Annotated in this window: 19 protein-coding genes; 3 read left to right on the top strand and 16 right to left on the bottom strand. The window is 72.4% G+C overall.

Features of this window, described 5'->3' with window-relative positions:
* Positions 1-73 precede the first annotated feature (73 nt).
* On the top strand, positions 74-478 hold the full coding sequence (locus RQG84_RS17795) for a DUF2530 domain-containing protein (RefSeq protein WP_311211137.1): 405 nt from the start codon (positions 74-76) through the stop codon (positions 476-478).
* A gap of 37 nt (positions 479-515) precedes the next feature.
* Here RQG84_RS17795 and RQG84_RS17790 read toward each other — a convergent pair whose 3' ends face one another.
* Positions 516-1,259, bottom strand: a complete 744-nt coding sequence (locus RQG84_RS17790; protein ID WP_311211136.1) for a DUF3027 domain-containing protein — start codon at positions 1,257-1,259, stop codon at positions 516-518.
* A 111-nt stretch (positions 1,260-1,370) separates the two neighbouring features.
* Here RQG84_RS17790 and RQG84_RS17785 point away from each other — a divergent pair, with 111 nt between their 5' ends.
* Positions 1,371-2,897 (top strand): MFS transporter, encoded by a 1,527-nt coding sequence (locus tag RQG84_RS17785; RefSeq protein WP_311211135.1) that lies wholly within the window; start codon positions 1,371-1,373, stop codon positions 2,895-2,897.
* Between the two features lie 21 nt (positions 2,898-2,918).
* Here the strand turns inward: RQG84_RS17785 and RQG84_RS17780 are convergent, their stop codons facing one another.
* The 11 genes from RQG84_RS17780 to RQG84_RS17730 all read right to left on the bottom strand — a co-directional run bounded on the left by RQG84_RS17780 (position 2,919) and on the right by RQG84_RS17730 (position 13,509).
* Positions 2,919-3,773 carry a class III extradiol ring-cleavage dioxygenase gene (locus RQG84_RS17780; RefSeq protein ID WP_311211134.1) on the bottom strand — a complete coding sequence of 285 codons (855 nt, stop codon included), beginning with the start codon at positions 3,771-3,773 and terminating at the stop codon, positions 2,919-2,921.
* A 174-nt stretch (positions 3,774-3,947) separates the two neighbouring features.
* Complete coding sequence (locus tag RQG84_RS17775; RefSeq protein WP_055964495.1) at positions 3,948-4,343, bottom strand: cold-shock protein; 396 nt, start codon at positions 4,341-4,343, stop codon at positions 3,948-3,950.
* A gap of 44 nt (positions 4,344-4,387) precedes the next feature.
* Positions 4,388-5,470 (bottom strand): YihY/virulence factor BrkB family protein, encoded by a 1,083-nt coding sequence (locus RQG84_RS17770; RefSeq protein WP_311211133.1) that lies wholly within the window; start codon positions 5,468-5,470, stop codon positions 4,388-4,390.
* The gene (locus RQG84_RS17765; protein WP_311211132.1) at positions 5,467-5,865 is read right to left on the bottom strand and encodes a type II toxin-antitoxin system PemK/MazF family toxin; all 399 of its coding nucleotides are present in this window, start codon (positions 5,863-5,865) and stop codon (positions 5,467-5,469) included. Before RQG84_RS17765 ends, RQG84_RS17770 begins: the two co-directional genes overlap by 4 nt.
* A gap of 224 nt (positions 5,866-6,089) precedes the next feature.
* Positions 6,090-7,682 (bottom strand): AMP-binding protein, encoded by a 1,593-nt coding sequence (locus RQG84_RS17760; RefSeq protein WP_311211131.1) that lies wholly within the window; start codon positions 7,680-7,682, stop codon positions 6,090-6,092.
* A gap of 80 nt (positions 7,683-7,762) precedes the next feature.
* Entirely contained in the window at positions 7,763-9,703 is a 1,941-nt protein-coding gene (locus RQG84_RS17755) for an exopolysaccharide biosynthesis polyprenyl glycosylphosphotransferase (protein WP_311211130.1), read from the bottom strand.
* Positions 9,700-10,149 carry a UDP-N-acetylglucosamine--LPS N-acetylglucosamine transferase gene (locus RQG84_RS17750; RefSeq protein ID WP_311211129.1) on the bottom strand — a complete coding sequence of 150 codons (450 nt, stop codon included), beginning with the start codon at positions 10,147-10,149 and terminating at the stop codon, positions 9,700-9,702. Before RQG84_RS17750 ends, RQG84_RS17755 begins: the two co-directional genes overlap by 4 nt.
* Before the next feature lies 1 nt (position 10,150).
* Positions 10,151-11,140 (bottom strand): glycosyltransferase family 2 protein, encoded by a 990-nt coding sequence (locus tag RQG84_RS17745; protein WP_311211128.1) that lies wholly within the window; start codon positions 11,138-11,140, stop codon positions 10,151-10,153.
* Entirely contained in the window at positions 11,137-11,586 is a 450-nt protein-coding gene (locus RQG84_RS17740; protein WP_311211127.1) for an adenylyltransferase/cytidyltransferase family protein, read from the bottom strand. Before RQG84_RS17740 ends, RQG84_RS17745 begins: the two co-directional genes overlap by 4 nt.
* Before the next feature lie 128 nt (positions 11,587-11,714).
* Positions 11,715-12,638, bottom strand: a complete 924-nt coding sequence (locus RQG84_RS17735) for a glycoside hydrolase family 16 protein (RefSeq protein WP_311211125.1) — start codon at positions 12,636-12,638, stop codon at positions 11,715-11,717.
* A 16-nt stretch (positions 12,639-12,654) separates the two neighbouring features.
* Positions 12,655-13,509, bottom strand: coding sequence for a sigma-70 family RNA polymerase sigma factor (locus RQG84_RS17730; RefSeq protein WP_311211124.1), 855 nt, complete (start codon positions 13,507-13,509; stop codon positions 12,655-12,657).
* A gap of 223 nt (positions 13,510-13,732) precedes the next feature.
* Here RQG84_RS17730 and RQG84_RS17725 point away from each other — a divergent pair, with 223 nt between their 5' ends.
* Positions 13,733-14,989, top strand: a complete 1,257-nt coding sequence (locus RQG84_RS17725) for a Wzz/FepE/Etk N-terminal domain-containing protein (protein WP_311211123.1) — start codon at positions 13,733-13,735, stop codon at positions 14,987-14,989.
* A gap of 23 nt (positions 14,990-15,012) precedes the next feature.
* On the opposite strand, the gene RQG84_RS17720 is transcribed toward RQG84_RS17725, so the two are convergent.
* The 4 genes from RQG84_RS17720 to RQG84_RS17705 form a co-directional block, all read right to left on the bottom strand.
* Positions 15,013-16,491: a polysaccharide biosynthesis C-terminal domain-containing protein gene (locus RQG84_RS17720; protein WP_311211122.1), complete on the bottom strand. Its 1,479-nt coding sequence runs from the start codon at positions 16,489-16,491 to the stop codon at positions 15,013-15,015.
* Positions 16,481-17,773 carry an O-antigen ligase family protein gene (locus tag RQG84_RS17715; RefSeq protein WP_396135357.1) on the bottom strand — a complete coding sequence of 431 codons (1,293 nt, stop codon included), beginning with the start codon at positions 17,771-17,773 and terminating at the stop codon, positions 16,481-16,483. The genes RQG84_RS17720 and RQG84_RS17715 overlap by 11 nt, the downstream gene beginning before the upstream one ends.
* 64 nt (positions 17,774-17,837) lie before the next feature.
* A complete protein-coding gene (locus RQG84_RS17710) occupies positions 17,838-18,545 on the bottom strand; it encodes a CDP-alcohol phosphatidyltransferase family protein (protein WP_311211120.1) in 708 nt (235 codons plus the stop codon).
* A gap of 8 nt (positions 18,546-18,553) precedes the next feature.
* Positions 18,554-19,245: hypothetical protein (locus tag RQG84_RS17705; protein WP_311211119.1), on the bottom strand; the 692-nt coding region annotated here is incomplete at its 5' end.

Here is a 19,245-nt window from a genome sequence, read left to right as displayed (position 1 = left end):
GTCGAGGGTCGTCCCGGGCCCAGGGGCGCCACGGTCGACGAGCCCGCGCGACGAGCCGGGTACCCTGGGCCCTGTGAGCGACGAGTCGGAGTGGGCGGTCCGCGACAGCGACGGACCCGAGACGATCGAGCGCAAGCTCGGTCACCGTGAGCGTGCCCGGCTGGAGCGCTCGGCCCGCCGTCACGAGCTCGGCCGCCCCGAGGTCACCGAGCTCGAGATCGGCCGCACCACCCACAAGGTCGCCCAGGTCGAGCCCATGGACCTCGACGGCGTCCGCACCATGACCGTCGGCACCATCCTCTGGGGCGTCGTCGCGGTCGCGCTCGTCCCGTTCCTCGGCACCCTGCAGGACGACGGCCGCACGTGGTGGCTGTGGACCGCCCTCGCCGGGTTCGGCCTCGGGCTCATCGGCATCGAGTACTGCCGGCTGCGCCGCAACGCCCTGCGCCACCAGCCGGGCCGTCGACGCTCGGAGTAGCGCACCGGGCCCGCGCGCCCGTGCAGGACGGAGCGGGTCAGCTCGTCTCGAGGCCGTCGACGGCGATGGTGTCCCACACCGGCGGCGGCAGCTTCTGCGGGCCGGCCGAACGGCTGAGCCTGGCACCGGAGTGCGCCCCGCAGCCGTGCTCGAAGGACACCACGCGGCCGTCGTCGTTCGCCGATCCGTTGGCGCACACGCCGAAGCGGTCCGCCAGCGGTCCGGCCAGGCTCACCAGGAAGCCGCACGAGTGGCACGTGCCGGGCGCCTGCTGGGCGAGTGGCGTGTCGGGGCCCTGGTCGCCGTCGTGCCAGCGCTGCGCCGCGAGGTCGCGGCCCTCGAGCGACAGGACCCAGGGGCGTCCCAGGCCGACCTCGCGCGCGAACGCGCGGTCGACGGTCTCGAGGTGGTCGCCGGCGGACCACGACGGCACGAGCCGCGCGTCGTCCTCCTCGGGGGGCAGCAGGTCGCCGGGGCTCAGGTCGCCGGGCTGGATGCGGTCGCGGTAGGGCGTCCAGGCCGGCGCCACCACGGCGTCGTCACCGGGCAGCAGCACCACGTCGTTCACGCTGACCGCACCGTCGTCGATCGCGGCCGAGAGGCTCACGGCCCACGTCCAGCCGCGGTATCCCGGTCCGGTGCAGGCGAACAGGTGGGTCGCGAGCCGCTCGCCGTCGTCGACGACCCGCAGGTGCTCCCCCACCGTGGACTCGTCGGTGGCCTCGAGCAGCGCGGTGCGAGCCACGTCGTGGGCGGCGGCCAGAACGGCGTCGGTCGTCATGTCCCCGATTGTCCCTCATCGACCCCACCTGCGGGCACCCACCCGGGACGGGCCCGGCTCGACGGCGAGCCTCGGGCGGTCGAGCCCCGCCGCGTGGGGCAGGATGACTCCATGGCCCAGACGAGCGACGGTGGAGACCGCGCTCCCGGTCCCGACTGGCCGGGCGCGCACCCGCACGGACCCACGGGACCCGACACCCTCGACGACCTCGACGCCGGCCCCGACCCAGGTCCCGACGCCGGCCCCGACTCTGGGCCCACCGGCCAGCCCGACCCGCCCGGACGGCTGCCGCGCGCGGCCCGCCTCTCCCAGGGGCTGCGCCGCACCGGGCGCACCGTCGCCCGTGGTGGCGTGGGCGCCTACTCCGGGGCGCGCCGCTTCACGCACGCCGGTGGCGCGGGCGAATCGGGACTGTCACGGCTGCTCGAGCTGCACGCGTTCAACACCGCCGGCGACGCGGCCATCGCCGTCTCCCTGGCCGGGACCCTCTTCTTCACCGTCCCCACCGAGCAGGCGAGCGGCCAGGTGGCGCTGTTCCTGGTGCTCACGATGCTGCCGTTCGCGTTCGTGGCGCCCCTCATCGGCCCGTTCCTGGACCGCTTCCGCCGCGGCCGCCGGTGGGCCATCGGCAGCACCCTCGCCATCCGCGCGTTCTGCTGCTGGGTCCTCGCCGGTGCCGTCGCCGACGAGTCCGCGGCGTTCTACCTCGCGGCGCTCGGCTGCCTGGTGGCCTCGAAGGCCTACGGCGTCACCCGGGCGTCGGCCGTGCCGCGGCTCCTGCCCGAGGAGTTCACCCTGGTGAAGGCGAACTCGAGGATCTCGCTGACGGGCACCGCCGCCGCGGCGCTGTCGGCCCCCATCGCGATCGGTGCCGCGACCATCGGGGCCGAGTGGTCGTTGCGCTACGCGTTCGTCCTCTTCGTGATCGGCACGATCCTGGCCATCCTGCTGCCGGCCCGGGTCGACTCCAGCGAGGGCGAGGAGCAGGTCGACCTCGCCGACCTCAGCGGCCGCACGCCGCGAGGCGGGATCGCCGTCTCCCGGCACGTGGTCGACGCGCTGCGCAGCAACGCGGGGCTGCGACTCATCACCGGCTTCCTGACCATCTTCATGGCGTTCACCCTGCGCGAGCCGCCGGCGTCGCTCGGCTGGACCGGCAACGCCACCGTGCTGATGGGCCTCGTCATCGGGGCCGCCGGCGCGGGCAACACGCTCGGCGTGGTCATCGGGTCCTGGACCCGTTCACGCAGCCCGCACCGCGTCGTGCTCGCCGTGCTGCTCGTCGACATCACGGTGCTCGTGGTCGCCGCGGCGTTCTTCCGCTGGCCGGTCGCGGCGCTGCTCGGCCTGACGGTCGGGCTCTGCCAGTCCCTGGGCAAGCTGAGCCTCGACGCCCTGATCCAGCGCGACATCCGCGAGGAGGTCCGCACGAGCATGTTCGCCCGGTCCGAGACCCTGCTCCAGCTGTCGTGGGTGATCGGCGGGCTCATCGGGATCGGGCTGTTCACCCTCGACACCGACGTGGCGCTGGCCATGTTCGTCACGGCCGGCATCGTCGTGGCCTGGGGCGTCTTCGTCCTGACCCGGGCGGTGCAGTCCCGCGAGCCGGCCGGCCCGGCCGTGCCACCGCAGCCCTGAGGAGGTCGCACGCCGGACCGCTCAGGCGGTCACGAAGCTGCGCATGCCGATCGAGCCCATGTCGACCGAGGTGTTGAAGAACCGGATCTCCTCGTCGGCCTCGAGCAGGCTGAGCGAGGCGACCATCGGGCGGTAGTGGTCGTCCGTCGGGACGGCCAGACGCGCCTCGCGCCACGTCCCGTACGGGTCGAGCAGGGCGTCGACCCGACGTTCGACCAGCGCCTCGGCCGTGTCGGCGTCGAACTGCTCGGCCCAGTCCCACGCCTCCGCCCCGGGCTCCCACCGGGCCCGGCCGAGGGCGTGCACGATGTTGCCGCTGCCGATGAACAGCACCCCCTGGTGCCGGAGCCGGCGCAGTCGGGCGTAGAGGTCGTGGAGCCGGGGCAGCGGCAGCGTGTCGTCGATGCTGATCTGCAGCACCGGCACCTGCGGCTCGGGCGCGAGGTACTTCAGGATCGACCAGGTCCCGTGGTCCAGGCCCCACTGCGCGTCGAGGGCGGCCTCGTACTCGACCAGCTGGTGGGCCAGCACCTGCGCGACCGCGTGGTCGCCCACGGAGTCGTAGCGCACCCGGTAGAGCTCGTCGGGGAAGCCACCGAAGTCGTAGATGACCCGGTTGCGCGGCGCGTCGGTGATGTGGGTGCGACCCGGCGTCAGCCAGTGTGCGCTGATCACGACGATCGCCTGGGCCTGCGGCAGCCGGCGACCCTCGTGCTCCCACGTGCGCGTGTAGTCGCTCTCGCGGATCGCGTGCATGGGGTTGCCGTGACCCACGAAGAGCACCGGCATCCGCTCGCTGGGGCGCAGGCGCGACTCGAGGTCGGCCACGGAGTAGGCGACGCCCGGGCCCGACGTCGAGGAGGTGCTGGTGGTCATGGTCGCTCCAGGTAGTAGATGCTTCAACTAACAGTGTACGCCCTGCTCCCCCGCTACCAACGGATCGGCCGGCCGGTTCGGCTCGACCCATCGGCCGGGAACGACGACGGCCCACCCCGGACCCCTCGCGGGGTGGGATGGGCCGACGTGGACGGCGTGGGGCGCGAGACCTCCTCAGGCGTCGAGCTCGGTGGCCAGCGCACGCAGCAGCTGCGCCACCGGCTTCGCGGAACGCGAGTCGGGGTGGCGGCCGTGGCGGTAGCCCTCGCCGAGGTCGTCGAGCAGACGGATGAGGTCCTCGACGATCGTCACCATCTCCTCGGGCTTCTTGCGCCGAGCCCGCGCCTGCGTGCGCGAGACCGGAGCCGTGCCCTCGAGCACCCGGACCTGCAGCGCCTGGTCACCGCGACGCCCCTGCGCCACGCCGAACTCGACGCGCGTGCCGGACTTCAGCGCCGGGACGTCGGAGGGCAGCGCGTCGGAGTGGACGTAGACGTCGCCGCCCTCGTCGCTGCTGATGAAGCCGAAGCCCTTCTCGGTGTCGTACCACTTGACCTTGCCCGTGGGCATGCGCGTGTCCTTCTGTCAGGGGGGTGGAGCTCTCTGCGTCCAGCCTAGGCGGTGCCGGGGCGAGCCGACGCCGGCTCGGGGGGCGACGACGGTGGCACCGCACCGTCACCTGCCTCGTCACCTGCCCCGTCACCGGCACCATCGTCCTCGTCGTCGGGCTTCTCGAACCGGGCCTCGATGACCTCGAACCCCTTGTGCCGCTGGGCCTTCGCGTAGGCGGTGTACGCCCGCTTGTCGGCATCGGTGAGGTCGACGTTGTCGGTGAACGGGGTCAGCAGCGCACGCGGGTAGAGGTGTCGCCGCAGGACGACGTTGAGCTCCAGACCGAGCACGGTCATCACGGCGGCGACGAAGATGAAGGCCACCAGGCCGAGCACCAGCGCGAAGGTCGGGTCGACGGTCCGGCTGGCCCGGTTGATCACGTTCGTGACGTACGTGTTGCCCGCCAGCTGCAGCAGCTGCCAGCCCACGGTGGCGAGGAGCGCCCCCGGCAGCACCGACCGGGTGGTGGCACGACCGGCGCTCACCAGCCGGAACAGTCCCACGAAGATGGCCGCCGTCAGGACGAAGCCGACGCCACGGACCAACGGACCGGTCGCCGGCCCGACCGTGCCGCCGAACGCGTCGGGGTTCGCGAGCACCGACGTCGCGATCGCGAGCGCGAGGATGCCCAGGCCGGCGATGGCCAGGAAGATCAGGCTGCGCAGCCGCATCAGGAACGGGTTGGCGCGGCTGTTGCGCGGGACCGACCAGGCGATGTTCGCCGCGTTCTGCGCCGCCTGCCCCAGGCCCATCGCACCGTAGGTCGCGACGATCGAACCGACGACGATGGCCGACGTGCTGCCCTGCAGCCCCTGCTCGCTGGCGAGCTGGTCGCCCACGATCGGGAACTGGCTCAGCGCCGTGTCGAGCAGCCGGTCGCGCAGCTCGGGGTCCCCCTGCAGCACGAAGCCGAGGATGGAGGAGGAGATGAGCAGCAGCGGGAAGACCGCGATGAAGGCGTAGTAGCTGATGATCGCGGCCAGGTACGGGCCCTGGTCGTCGAAGTACTTGTAGATGACCGCCAGCGGGAACGCCAGGACCGGGTGCCGACGCTGGAACCGGTCGATCGCGTCGATGATCTTCACGCGCGGCCTCGGCGGAGGTCGGGGAGGTGCTCGGAGGCGGCGGCCACCACGGCACCGAAGCGCGGCTCGTCGAGCACGGCACCTTCGCGCCGCACGCCGTCGGGGTCGAGGTCGAGCAGCCGGTTCAGCCGCACCTCGCTCGGCCGGCCCTTCGGGTCCCACGGACCGGCGCCCAGGTCGTGCCAGAACCGTCCGGCCCGCGCCTCCTGCTCGGCGTCGCGGTCGTGGTCCTTCGACGTGAGCATGAGGCCCACCAGGCGCTCTCCGTCGCGTCCGACCACCAGCACCGGCCGGTCCTTGCCCTGGCTCGGGTCGTCCTCGTACGGCACCCACGTCCAGACGACCTCACCCGGGTCCGGACGACCGTCCGGCTGCGGTGCGTACGTCAGATCCACGGCGCAAGCGTGCCACACGGGTCGACCCATCCCGCTGGTCGAGTAGCAGCGACGGCGAGCGCCAGCGAGCACGTCGATGTGTATCGAGACCACTCCGGGCGACTCAGCGCCGGGTTCTCACATCGGCTGGGTCTGCATGCCCGCTAGGTCTCGATACAGACAGGCGCCTTCGGCGCGCACCACTCGACCTGACTGAACCGCTCGGGCGCGGAGCGCCCTCGAGTTCAGTCAAACTCGGGTAGCTCGCGCTTCATCACCTTGCCGGTGGGGTTGCGCGGCAGCTCGTCGAGGAACTGGAGGCGGCGCGGCACGGCGAACCGCGCCACCCGCTCCTTCGCGTACGCCACGACCTCGTCCTCGTCGAGCGACTCACCGTCCTTGACCACCACGTAGGCGGCCAGGCAGTGGCCCCAGTCGTCGTCGGGGATGCCGACGACGACCACGTCGGTGATCGCAGGGTGGCCGATGAGGGCGTCCTCGAGCTCGCGCGGGAACACGTTCTCGCCGCCGGAGATGACCATGTCGTCGTCGCGACCGGCCACGAACAGGCGCCCGTCCTCGTCGAAGTAGCCGAGGTCACCGGTGTGCATGAGCCCGTCGCGGAAGTCCTTGGTGTTGCCGTCGGTGTAGCCGCCGAACTGCATCTCGTTGCCCACGTAGATCACGCCGGTCTCGCCCGCCGGCAGCTCGTTGCCGTCGGTGTCGAGCACCTTGACGACGGTGCGCCACGGGATGCGCCCCGCCGTGCCCGGCGCGGCACGCAGGTCCTCCGGCGAGGCGACGGAGACCCAGCCGGTCTCGGTGGCTCCGTAGAAGTTGTAGACCGAGTCGGTGAAGCGGTCCATGAAGTCGGTCGCGAGCTCGCCGGCGAGGGCCGAGCCGCTCGACGCGGTGATGCGCAGGCTCGACACGTCGTGCCGGTCGGCCTTCTCCCGGTCCAGGTTCACCAGGCGCTGGATCATGAGCGGCACCACGACGAGCACCTCCGCGCGGTGCTCGGCGATGTCCCGCAGCACCTGCTCGGGATCGAACTTGCGACGCAGCACGTACGTGGGCACCGTCGACAGGCCGAAGCCGAAGTTGAGCAGGCCCCAGGAGTGGAACAGCGGCGCGGCCAGCACGACGGTGGTGTTGCCGCCGTAGGGGATCGAGCCGAAGAAGGTGAGGAGCGGGTCGAGGTTCTCCGGCTCCTTGCGGTTGGCGCCCTTGGGCAGCCCGGTGGTGCCGGACGTGAAGATGACGATGCCGCCGGGCTTCTCCGGCTTCTTGTGGGCCTTGCCGGGGTGGCCCTGGGCGATCTGCGACAGCGTCGGCAGACCGTGGCTGTCGTCGTCGGACCACGCCACGACCACCATGTCGCGGTCGATCTCGGAGGTGACCTCGAGGAACTCCTGGTCGACGATCGCGAACTTGGTGTCCTCGCGCCGGGTGAGCTCGCCCAGCTGCGAGGCGCTGGCCATGGTGTTCAGCAGCAGGACCTTGGCGCCGATCTGCATGATCGAGACCATCGAGATGACCATCCAGCGGTGGTTGCGCCCCATCAGGGCGACCGCGTCGCCCACCTGGACGCCCCGCTCCTTGAGCGCGGCGGTGGTGCGGTTGATCTCGTCGCTGAGCTCGGACCAGGTGATCTCGCCGGCGTCGTCGATGATCGCGGTCTGGTTCGGGTACCTCGCCGCGGCGGCCGCGACGGCCGCCGGGAAGCCCGGGCCCCAGGTGGCGAGCTTGACGCCCGCCTTGAGGAGCCGGTGCGGCAGCTGGGGCTTCAGCAGACCGATCTGACGCAGGACCTTCAGCTTGTAGGCGATGTCACTCATGCGGTCCGGCTACTCCTCGTGGTGCGGGTGCGGGTGCGGGGTCGCGTCACAGTAACAGCGAGTGACAGTCCAGTGCGCGTTCAGAGAGCGCCGTCACGTGCCACCACGGCGCGGACGGTGCGAAGCAGGATCTTGGCGTCGAGCCGCAGGCTCCAGGTGTTCACGTACTGCAGGTCGAGCCGGATCGACTCCTCCCAGCTGAGCTGCGAACGGCCGCTGACCTGCCAGAGTCCGGTGAGCCCTGGGCGGACGTGCAGGCGTCGCCAGACCCACTGGCTGTACTGAGCCGTCTCGCGCGGCAGGGCCGGGCGCGGTCCCACGAGGGACATGTGTCCTAGCAGCACGTTCACCAGCTGGGGAAGCTCGTCGAGCGACGTGCGACGCAGCAGCCGGCCCACCCCGGTGATCCGGGGGTCGTCATCGAGCTTGAACAGCGGTCCGGCCCCCTCGTTGCGCAGGACGAGGTCGGCCAGCCTCTCCTCGGCGTCGACGACCATCGTGCGGAACTTGAGCATGGTGAAGGGCTTGCCGTCGCGGCCGGTGCGCTCCTGGCGGAAGATGACCGGTCCGGGCGACGACGCCTTCACGGCGACGGCGATCGCGAGCAGCACGGGTGACAGGACGAGGAGCCCGACCAGCGCCAGGACGCGGTCGAAGACCGTCTTCGCCGCGACCGAGACGAGGTGCTCGTTGGGCGGGCGCATCGTGAGGGCGAGCTGGTCGGCCACGATCTGCGGGCGCATGTACTCGACGTGGTCCTCCATGTCGGCCAGCACGAGGCACTCGACGTCGGCACGCTGCAGCGCCCACGCGAGGTGGCGCAGCGACGGGGTCGTGAGGGCGTGGTCGGAGGCGATGACCACCGACCGCGCACGGGACCGGGCCACCGCTGCCAGCACGTCGGGGACGATGCGCGAGAGCGAGCCGGGCGAGCCGAGCGGGACCGACTCGGCCTCACCGCGCCACACGCAGGACGAGACCACGGCGACGTCGCTGCGGTCGTGCCAGCGCTGGGTGAGGCGGCGGACCGTGCGCTCCTCGCCCACGAGCACGGTGGGGGTGCGTCGTCGGGCGACCCGGTGCACCGCGCCGTAGCCGACGAAGGTGGCCACGGCGAGCAGCGCGACGAGCAGGGCGCTGCGCAGTCCCACGGTGTTGTTCGCACCGAGCAGGAGCGCGACCACGAGCATGGTGCCGACGAACGACAGGAAGCGCACCGCGGGCTTGAGCGACGTGGCGCGCTCGTAGGCGGCCTGGGCGAGCCAGCTGTAGACGAGCCACACGAGCACGCTGACGACCACGACCCGGCCCGACACGGGCCCCACGGCGAGCCGGCTGCTCAGCATCAGCGTGACCGCGAAGGTGAGCAGGTAGCCCAGCAGACCCTGGCGGACCGCGTCAGCGAAGATGCGGAACGGGCCGCGCCGGCCCCGCTGCTCGCGTGCGGCGAGGAACTCCTCGCCGGCCGGCAGCCGGTTGCTGCGCGGCAGGCCCAACCGGGTGCGACCCTCGTCGTCCCGTCGGGCCTCGGGCAGCTCTCCGAGCAGACGGACGGCCTCGACGACGCCGGGCGTCGGCTCGATCTGGCCGCTGCGGGTCGCGACGGTCCCGTCGGCCGCGCCGTCGAGCAGGGCGTGCAGCTGCTCACGCGTCTCGGCGACGTGGACCAGGCCCATCTCGGCCAGGCGGCGCGCCAGCACCACCTGGTGGTCGTCGACCACCTCGTGGCCCACGGGCACGCGGGGCACGACGATCGGGATGCGCCCGGCGCGACGGGCGTCCATCACGCCGCCGGCGCCACCCTGCAGCACCACGACGTCGGCGCGCCGGTAGTGCTCGAGCAGCTCGTCCGGCGCCATCATCGTCAGGTTGGTCGCGCCCTCGATCGGGCGCGTGGACCCGTGCTGGAACACGACCTGGGCGCCGCGCTCGCCCGTCCACGGCTCCAGCCAGTCGACGAACCGGTCGAACGGGTGGTGGTACGTCCCGACGCTCGCCACGAGGGTGAGGTCGTCGGTCACAGCACGAGCCCCACGGTCTGGGCCCGCGGGAGCTTCTCGCTCAGCTGGTCCCACTGGGTCAGGTACTCGTCGACGAAGGGGTACACGAGCCGGCCCGTCAGCGACGGCTTCTCGATGCGGTCGATCGTCTCGAGGAAGATCGACCGCGCCCCGACGCGACGCGCCTGGCGCAGGAAGGGGACGGCGACGGCCGCCCCGGTGCTGAAGACGACGTCGGGACGCCACTCGTCGATGACGCGGCGGGCCAGGATCATGTTGCGGGCCAGGTTGGGCAGGTTGCGCTGCGTGGGCCAGGCGCACTCGATGACGCGCTCGTCCTGCAGCTTGAGGCGGGCGTCCTCGGTGGGACCGGTCACCCAGAGCCGCTCGTGCTGGCCCCACCAGGGCTCGAGCGCCAGGGCCTGGGCGAGGTGCCCTCCGGAGGAGCAGGCGATGAGGATGCGCATGTCAGATCCCCTTTCCGAAGCGTCGGGCGACGGTCACGACGGCGCCGGTGGTCGCCAGGCGCAGGCCGATGACGAGCGCGAGCCAGGCGCGAAGGTTGGCGCGGCGCAGGGCGATGGCGCGGCGAGCGTGTCGCCGACCTGCCGCCCGCTGGCCGGACGAGACCTCGCCGAACGCGATCTGCGAGAGCATGCGGGAGTGCGCGGCGTCGTCGCCGGCGAACTCCGGGTGCTTGGCCAGGAGGTAGGTGAGCGCCGCCGCGTAGTCGGCCCAGCGCCCGAAGAAGTAGGACTGGCCCTGCCAGCGCACCCGCACGAGGGGCTCGTTGACCAGCCGGACCGGCGCGAGGCGCGAGGCGCCGAGCAGGACGTCGGTGTCCTCGGCGTAGCCACGGGGCAGGTCCTCGTCGATCATGCCGATCTCGTGGACCAGCGCCTCGCGGCGGAACACGAAGCTGCTCGAGTGCAGGCCGCCGAACCGCTCGCGCACGAGCTCGGCGTGGGAGACGACGTCGCTCGGGACGAGACGGTCGGTGAGCCGCTCACCGTCGTCGACCTGCATGGCGGTGGCCACGAGGCGGACGTCGGGGTGGTCGCGGAAGAGCGGCATCTGCGCCGCGAGCTTGCCGGCCAGCCAGGTGTCGTCGTCGTCGAGGAACGCGACGAAGTCGTGGGAGGCGGCGAGGATGCCGCTGTTGCGGGCGCCGGCCAGGCCTCGGGTGCGCTCGTTCACGACGGCGCACAGCGTCTGCGTCGGGCCGGTGACCACGTCGGGGAGCACGGGGTCGCAGGCGTCGAAGACGACGACGACCTCGAGCGGACCTGCGTACTCCTGGTTCAGCACGCTGCGGACGGCCTCGGCCATCAGCTGCGGCCGGTCGTGCGTGGGCACGACCACGGTGACGGCCGGGGCGTACCCGACCGCGTCGGCGTCGACGGCGCCGTCGGTGGTCCGACGGTCGACCTGCGAGGCCTGGACGGTCGGCACGCTCACAGCTGGCCCTCGAGCTCGGCGCCGGTGAGGTGGGCGCGCAGGATCGTGCTGGAGGTCTGGCGGGTGTAGGGGTAGTAGACGACGTCGACGCCGATCGCACCCATCGACCGCTCGAGGCGGTAGCCCTTCGGCGTCCCCTGCCAGTCGTCACCCTTGAAGATGACGTCGAACGGCCGCTGGTCCCAGACCATCTTCTTGTCCTCGGAGCGGTCGATGACGACCTCGTCGACGATCCCGAGGGCCGAGATGATGTCGATGCGCTCGTCGCACGGGACGACCGGGGGCCGACCCTTCAGCAGCTCGACGTACTCGTCGCTCGCGACGCCCACCACGAGGTGGTGGCAGCGGTGCCGCGCACGGCGCAGCAGGTTGAGGTGGCCCACGTGGAACATGTCGAACACGCCGCTGGCGTACCCCACGTCATAGGTCTTCCGGTCGATGGTCACCTTGTCTCCGATCCCCTGGATGTGACACTCACCCAGAAGGAGCAGCGAGGGTGTGTTCCGTGACGCCGGATGGGAGACCGGTTCTGGTGGCGCTCGTCACGCCCGCCGCAGCGGAGCCTCCGGACGTCTCAGGAGCGCGGCCGGTAGACCCGGACGTGGTCGACCTCGAGCGTGGCCGGGAGGCGGGTGGACCCGGGCTGCTCCGGGTCCAGGCGCCCCCAGTACCGTCCGCCGACCTGGAGGTTGAGCCGGATGTTCATCTCGTCGTCGAGGGCTGCGGCCAGGCGCGGCTCCCGGTCCAGGTCGACGTGACCGGTCGTACGACCGTCGAGGGAGAAGCGCAGGCAACCGGGCACCCAGTCGACGGCGAAGACGTGGAAGTCGTCGGCCAGCGGCCCGGCGGCCGAGCCCCATCCACCCACGCGTCGGTATCCCTGCGGGGCGTTGGTGTCCTCGTGCACCGTCCAGGCGTACTGCGACGCCATGTCGTCGCGCGGGCGCGCCGCCGGCGTCCCCCAGGCCTCCACCACGTCGATCTCGCCCGCCAGGTCGTCGGCCCTCAGCCAGAACGCCGGCCAGAGGCCGCGCGACTCCCCGGGTGCCACGGGCAGCCGGGCCCGTACCTCCCACCGGCCGTACCGCTGCGAGAAGTGGCCGATGGTGTCGACGTACCCGGTGGTGACCGGGCGGAGGCCGCTCGGGTCCCCGGCGGCGTCGTCGCGCGCGGTGATCCGCAGCGTGCCGTCGGCCACGGACACGTTGTCGGCGCGGATCCTGGCCTGGTCGAACGACAGGGTGGTCGCGTCGCGCACGGTCCAGCGCTGCGGGTCGAGACCCGCGCGGCCGCGGCCTGCTCCGTCGAACTCCTCGGACCAGGTCGGCTCGCCCTGGTCCGGGTCGGACAGGTCGAGCGCGTCGACGTCGCCGGCGGAGCAGCGCACCGAGGCGTCGACCGACCGACCGCCGGACCCGTCGTCGCGCACCACGAGCACCCCCGTGGCGACGGCCGCGACCGCGACCGCGGCACCGAGGACCAGCGGACCGCGTCTCACCGGTGGGAGGAGGCGGTCAGGCACGCGCTGCGGCGACGACCGCGGCGGCGGTGACGATCCCCGCCGTCGCGCCGGCCACCGTGCTCAGGCCGTCGGCGACCCCGGTCGTGCCGGTGGGGGCGACCACGCGTGCGTTGACGTCCTCGATCTCGAGGTAGCTGGCCATGCACGCCGGGCAGGTCTCGAGGTGGGCGTGGATGCGCTTCTGCTCGCGCATGCCGGCCGTGCGCCGCACGAGCGAGGCCAGGCGGGGTCGCACACGACGACACTCCTCGGTCTCGGACGCGGTGTCGACGGCGACGTGCTGGGCGAGGTAGGCCTCGCGCAGCCCGGCCCGGGCCCGGTAGACGAGAGCGGACACGCTGTTGGGCTTGAGGTCGAGCCGCTCGGCGATCTCGTGCGGCTTGAGGCCCTCGACGTCGAGGTACCACAGCACGGTCCGCCAGCGCTCCGGAAGCGACTCGAACGCCGTGCGGACGAGGTCGCGCTCGAAGCTGTCGAGCTGGCCGTTGCCGAACGGGACCGCCGTGTCGATCTTGGCGAGGTCGTCGGTGGGCTGGACGCGCTGACGCAGCCGACCCCGACGTCCGGCCTCGTGGCGCACCGAGGTGAGGACGTAGGCGCGGAACGCGTGGTCCGGACCGTTGCCCCGACGCAGCTGGCCCAGCACCTGGGCGAAGGCCTCGGACACGGTGTCCTCGGCATCGCCGTGCGACGACAGACGTCTGGCAAGACGGAGGGCCACCGGTCGGTAGCGGCGGAAGAGCTCGGCATAGGCGTCGTCGTGACCGTCTCTGGCGAGCCCGAGCAGATGCGCGTCGTCCAACGTCGAGGTGGACGCGCGCACGGATGTGCACGAGTTTTCAGACATGTATTTCCCCTGGATGATCTCCAGCCGTCGCTCGAGGTGACGAGTTCCCGGCCGGACCACCTGCGCTTTTTGACACAGGCGGTTACAACGAGCCCCATACTAGCGGCAGACCCGTGAGGGTCAATGACACACGTCACAGGGGTACGCGTCGGTACCTCGGCGTCATGAACGCCGGCCTCGGCACTCCTCTTGCATGATGTCCCGGTCCCAAGGAGCAAGTCCCATGCAGCCCGCACCGCCCCAGCCCGTCCAGCTCAGCGAGCTCGCGGGGTCGTTGCGCCGTCGCTGGCGCGTCCTCGCCTTCGGCGCCGCCGTCGGCCTGCTGCTCGGCGTCCTCGCCTGGGCGGTCCTCCCCGTGACCTACACGGCCACCACGTCGGTCCGGGTCTCCTCGGTCGACGTGCCCTCGTCCTCGGGCTCGAGCGCCACCGCGGCCCTCGACGTCGCCACGGCCGCGCAGCTCGTGACCTCCGGCGACGTGCTCGCTGCCGCAGCCGACGACCTCGGCACCACCCGCGGCGAGCTGAAGGACGGCGTGGGTGTGGAGAACCCGCCCGACACCGCCGTGCTGAACATCACCTACACCGCCTCCTCCGCCGACGCCGCCGCCACCGGGTCGCGCGCCGTGGCCGAGGCCTTCCTCGGCGTGCGCGGCAAGACCGCGGCCGACGAGGTGCAGGCGCAGCAGGAGGCCACCTGGGACCGCGTCTCGATGCTCGAGCGCTCGGCGCAGCGCTACCCGGCCGGCTCCCCCGCCAAGGCCTCGATCCTGCGCCAGGCCGAGTCGCTGGGCGACCGCGCGGCCGAGCTCGCCACCGCCGACACCACCCCCGGCCAGATCCTCGGAGCCACCGCCACGCCGTCGGGCCCGTCGTCGCTCGGCGTCCTGCCGCTCGGCGTGGCCGGGCTGGCCCTCGGCCTGCTCGTCGCCGTGCCGGTCGCCCTGACGCGTCGCACCGCCCCGAACGCCGGCATCGGCGACGTGGGCGGGCTCGGCTCGATCAACGAGGCGGCCGTCCTCGACGGCACCCGCGACCCGCGTCCGCAGGACACGTGGGACATCGCGGCCCTCATGCTCAAGCTCCCGAGCGAGGCCCCGGCCGACTCCGGCTACACGCTCGTCGTCGACGGGTCGGTGGGCACCCAGCCCGGGACCGCCCTCGCCGAGGCGCTGCGCCGTCGCGGTCGGGCCGTGCGTCACGTCGACGCCGCCGTCATCAACGAGGGCAAGCTGGCCCGCGGGTGGCCCACTCAGCGCAAGCAGTCGACGTGGGGCGGCGAGGTGGTCGTCATCGACTCCTCCGAGCTCACGTCCGACGCGCTCAAGGTCACCCTCGCCACCCGGTGCGACCAGGTCGTGCTGGCTCGCTCGGTCGACGACGACGCGCTCGCCGCACGCCGCCTCCGCGGGCTGCTGCGCGCCCAGGGCGTCGACGTCGCGCTCACCGTGCTGCTCCCGCAGCGCGGCGAGCGGCTGTGACGGGACAGGGGTGACGGGGCTGGTCAGGCTCCGCGGAGCCTGACCAGGTCCAGCAGGCCCAGCCGTCGGCGCAGCAGCGCTCCGACGACCAGGTAGACGACGGCGAGGGCCGCGGTCGTGGCCGCGGCCACCGACGCGCCGGTTCCCCACGTGGCGGCCACCAGCACGCTCGGCACCAGCACCATGACCACGGGAAGGGCCGCAGCCCACAGGATCGGGCCCCACGGCGGTCGCACGCCCATGAGGACCTGCACCTGGTAGCCCACGACCGCGGTGTCGACGACGATCGTGACCGCCCAGGCGACCGCGGCGCCCTCGATGCCCCAGTGCGGGACCAGCACGAGCAGCAGCACGACGTCGAGGGCGAGCGCACCGGTCTTGTCGGCGAGCTGCCAGCTGCTGCGCCCGGCCATGAGGAGCACGCTCTGCACCGCGCCCGCCGCGGTGGCGACCGCCATGGCAGCCGCCAGCACGCGCAGGGACGGGGCACCGGAGTCGAACCCGTCGCCGAAGATGCCCAGCACCGGCTCCGCGAACACCGCCAGGACGGCGTAGAAGGGCCAGGCCGCCCACACCATGGCTGCGGTGACGACGCCGTACAGACGACCCACCAGGGCGTGGTCGCCCCGGGCCGACGCCGCACTGATGGCCGGACCGACGGCGATGCGCGCCGCCTGCTGCACCACCTCGCCGGCCCGTGCGCACCGCGTGACCACCGCGTACACGCCGGCCTCGGCCGGAGAGGCGAAGACCCCGACGATCACCACGTCGACCCACTCGAGCACGATCTCGACGCACGCCGTCGCACCACGCGCGGCACTGAACCGCCAGAAGCCGGGGTAGGCCGTCCGTGACCGGCCCTCGGGACGGGCGCCACCCGTGACGTGACGCGCGGCGAGCGCGGCCGCGACGACCAGCACGAGGGGCACCGGCAGGAGCCAGGCCGCGACGACCTCGCTGACGCCCCAGCCGGCCAGCACCGCCACGCCGACGGCCACCATCCGCCCGGCCGGCAGCAGGATGTTCTGCACCAGCGGGAACGCGAGCGGGTCGCCCGCGCCCCGGGTGATGCCCAGCGCCAGGGCCGTGAGGGAGGCCAGCACGGTGAGCGGGACGGCGGCCACGGCCACGACCGGCGAGAGACCCGACGGCGCGACCGCGAGGGCCAGGGGGATGCCGAGAGCCACCACGACCGCCCCGCCCACCAGGACGGGCAGGACGGCGGTCCTGACGATCTGCGGCGTGTCCTGCGGCCGGCCCAGCGCCCGGGTGGCCGCGACGAACCGCACCAGCCCCGTGTCGGCACCGAGCTCGGCACTGTTGGCGACGATCAGGAAGACGGCGACGACCAGGAAGTAGACACCCGATCCCTCGGTCCCCAGGTGCCGGCCGACCAGCGCGGCCAGCACGAGGTTGACCATCGCCCCGAGGGCGCCCCCCACGAGGTTCGCGACGGCTGCCGTGCCGAGGCCCGACCGGGCGGAGGTGACCTCAGTCGTCATCGTCGAGGCCGTAGCGACGTCTCAGCAGGATCGCCGCCACGAGCGCGATGGCGAGCAGCTGGATGATGTCGAGGCCGTACACGATGATCGCGAGGCTCGAGACGACCAGCGTCGCGTGCAGGGCCACATCGACGTCGTCGCGGCAGTACCGGGTGCGCCAGGTGGAGCCCCAGAGGAACGCGAGGAACAGCGCCAGCCCGACGAAGCCGAAGCTGAACATGAGCGTCCAGATGTAGCCCTGCGTGCCGACCGAGAGCGCCTGCTCGGCGGAGGGCCGGGGCGCGCCGTACCCCAGGAGCGGCGAGGCCAGGGTGCGCTGGATCGTCTCGGCGTAGAGCGTGAAGCGGGCCCCGTTGGACTGGCCGTACTCCTGACGCACCTCGAACTGGGTGAGCAGGCCCTGCCAGACCAGCACCGCTCCGGCGACCAGCCCGAGCAGGGTGAGCGTGATGACCGGTGCCGCCCGGTCGCGCAGCGCGTACCGCACGAGCACGTAGGCCCCGGCCAGGGCGAGCGCGGCGAACATGCCGCGGTTCGACGTGGCCATGGCCGGGAAGATCATGACGCCCGCACCGACGATGATGGCGCAGCGCAGGAGCCACGACCGGGTCATCATGAAGCAGGCGAGCGCGATCGGGGTGAGCACGAGGATCGCGACGCCCCAGCTGTTGGCGTACGGGAAGGGCGCTGAGGGACGCACGAACGGCTCGGGCGCGCCCCAGGGGTGCTGCACCTCGGCGAACGGCGGGAAGAACAGGTCACGGACGTAGGAGTTGCCGCTGATCGAGGCCGGCAGGAGCATGCCGACGGGCGTCGTGAGTCGGGTGCCCGGCAGGAGCATGCCGAGCACTCCGCCGACGATCACGAAGAACCACAGGAACGTGAGCCCGTGCACGAGCCGACGCCGGGTGAGGCGCGTGCGCGCCGCGACCGTGTACACGAAGGCGATCGCGACGAAGGACATGATGGCGAGGCGGAAGCCGAAGCCGAGCATGCGCGGACCGGTGTCGATCATGACCGCCGACGCCGCCATCCACAGGCACAGTCCGACGAGCGCTCCCACGCCCGGGACCCAGATGGCGTAGCGACGCACCATCATGAAGCCGAGCATGACGACGGCCATGGTGACCGCGCCGGGCACGACGGTGAGTCCGAGGACCCACATGAGCGGGAAGCCCCACAGCATCGTGAGGAGCGGCCAGGCCGGCAGGGGGTCCGACGGCAGACGCCGGGTCGGCTCGGTGCCGACGAGGTCGGTCCACGACACCTCGCGCGCCCTCATCGCTGCCACCGCCCCATGCTCGCACGCAGCCCGGTGGCCGGCCCACGGTTCGACCCGAGCGGACTCATCCGAGCGCGCGCAGCGCGCGGAGGCGGCGGCGCAGGGTCATGACGAGCAGGACCAGGTTGGCGGCGGCGAGCAGGCCGTACCCCAGCAGGAAGGCACCCGTGAGGGGCCAGAGCAGGAAGACCAGGTTCTGCACCCCGACGTCGGCCGGCAGCTGGACGATCGAGGAGTACCGGCCGGCCGACGCCGCCCGGTCGCTCCTGCGGGGCGCGAGCTGCTCGGCGAGGATCTGGGCGAAGAACCGCAGCGAGGCGACGAACGCGAAGCCCAGCGGCAGGAGCGCCCACGCCGCGTCGAGGTCGGTGTGGCGCAGCAGTGCCACGGCCACGGCCAGGTGGAGCGCCAGGGTCCGGGCGGCGTCGACCGTGTGGTCGAGCCACTCCCCCGCCACCGACCCGCTGCCGCGCAGCCGCGCGAGCTGTCCGTCGGCCGCGTCGAACGCGAACGCACCCTGCAGCAGCAGCGTGACGGCCACGCCCGTGAGCACGCTCGGCCCTGGGAGCACCAGCACGGCGAGGGCGGCCACGACCAGCAGGGCGCTGACGGCCGTCATCTGGTCGGGGGTGGCCCCGAACCGGTGCGCCACCGCGGCGATGCCGCGCCCCAGTCGACGATTGACCGCACGCATGTACAGCGGCACACCGGTGCCGTCCTTCTGGGCTGCGGCGAGCCGGTCCCAGGAGGTGCGTACGTCGAGTGCGGTCACGGGGATCCTCAGCGGGAGGCGACGACGTTCGCGTCGAAGCTGGTGGTCGGGGTGCTCCGGTAGTTGGAGTGCACCTCGGCGGTGATGACGTTCGACCCGTTGCGCAGCGCCGAGAGCGGGATGTCGATGCTCACCGGGTTGTTGGTCGCGCTGGTCGTGGTCGGCGCGGCCGTGGCGTACGTGTTCGGACCGACCGTGCCGGTGGGCAGGTTGACCCGAGCCACCTCGGTGCCGTTGACGTAGACGACCACGCCGTCGTCGGCCCGTGTCGTGAGCCGGTAGCGGGTGAAGGCGCCGACGTCGGCGACGTCGAAGGTGCGCCGGTAGTACGACGTGAGGGCCCGCGTGCTGCCCGCCGCGACGTCGATGTTGGTCGCGATCGGACCGCTGCCCCACCCCAGCGGGGCGGGCCCGCTGCGCCAGCCGGAGGCGTCGAAGGAGTCGCCCTTCCAGTCCGTGGCCACCGGTGCGGTGTTGTCGAAGTAGTAGGTCCAGGTGGCACCGTCGGCAAGGACAGTCGCCGACTGCGCCGGCCGGACGAGGGCGGTGGAGGCCGACCAGTTGCCTTGGCCGTCGCTGGCCCGCACGAAGAACCGGTCGGCCGACGTGGAGCCCGGCACCGAGACCGTGGTGGAACTTGTCGTTGCGACGACCCGGTCGTTGCGCAGCACCTCGTAGGTGACGCCACTCGTCGAGCCGG

This window comes from Aeromicrobium sp. WCS2018Hpa-31 (genome assembly GCF_031843905.1).
Lineage (GTDB): Bacteria > Actinomycetota > Actinomycetes > Propionibacteriales > Nocardioidaceae > Aeromicrobium.
The sequence above is the reverse complement of the archived record's forward strand: the minus strand, read 5'-3'. Positions and strand labels throughout refer to the sequence as shown.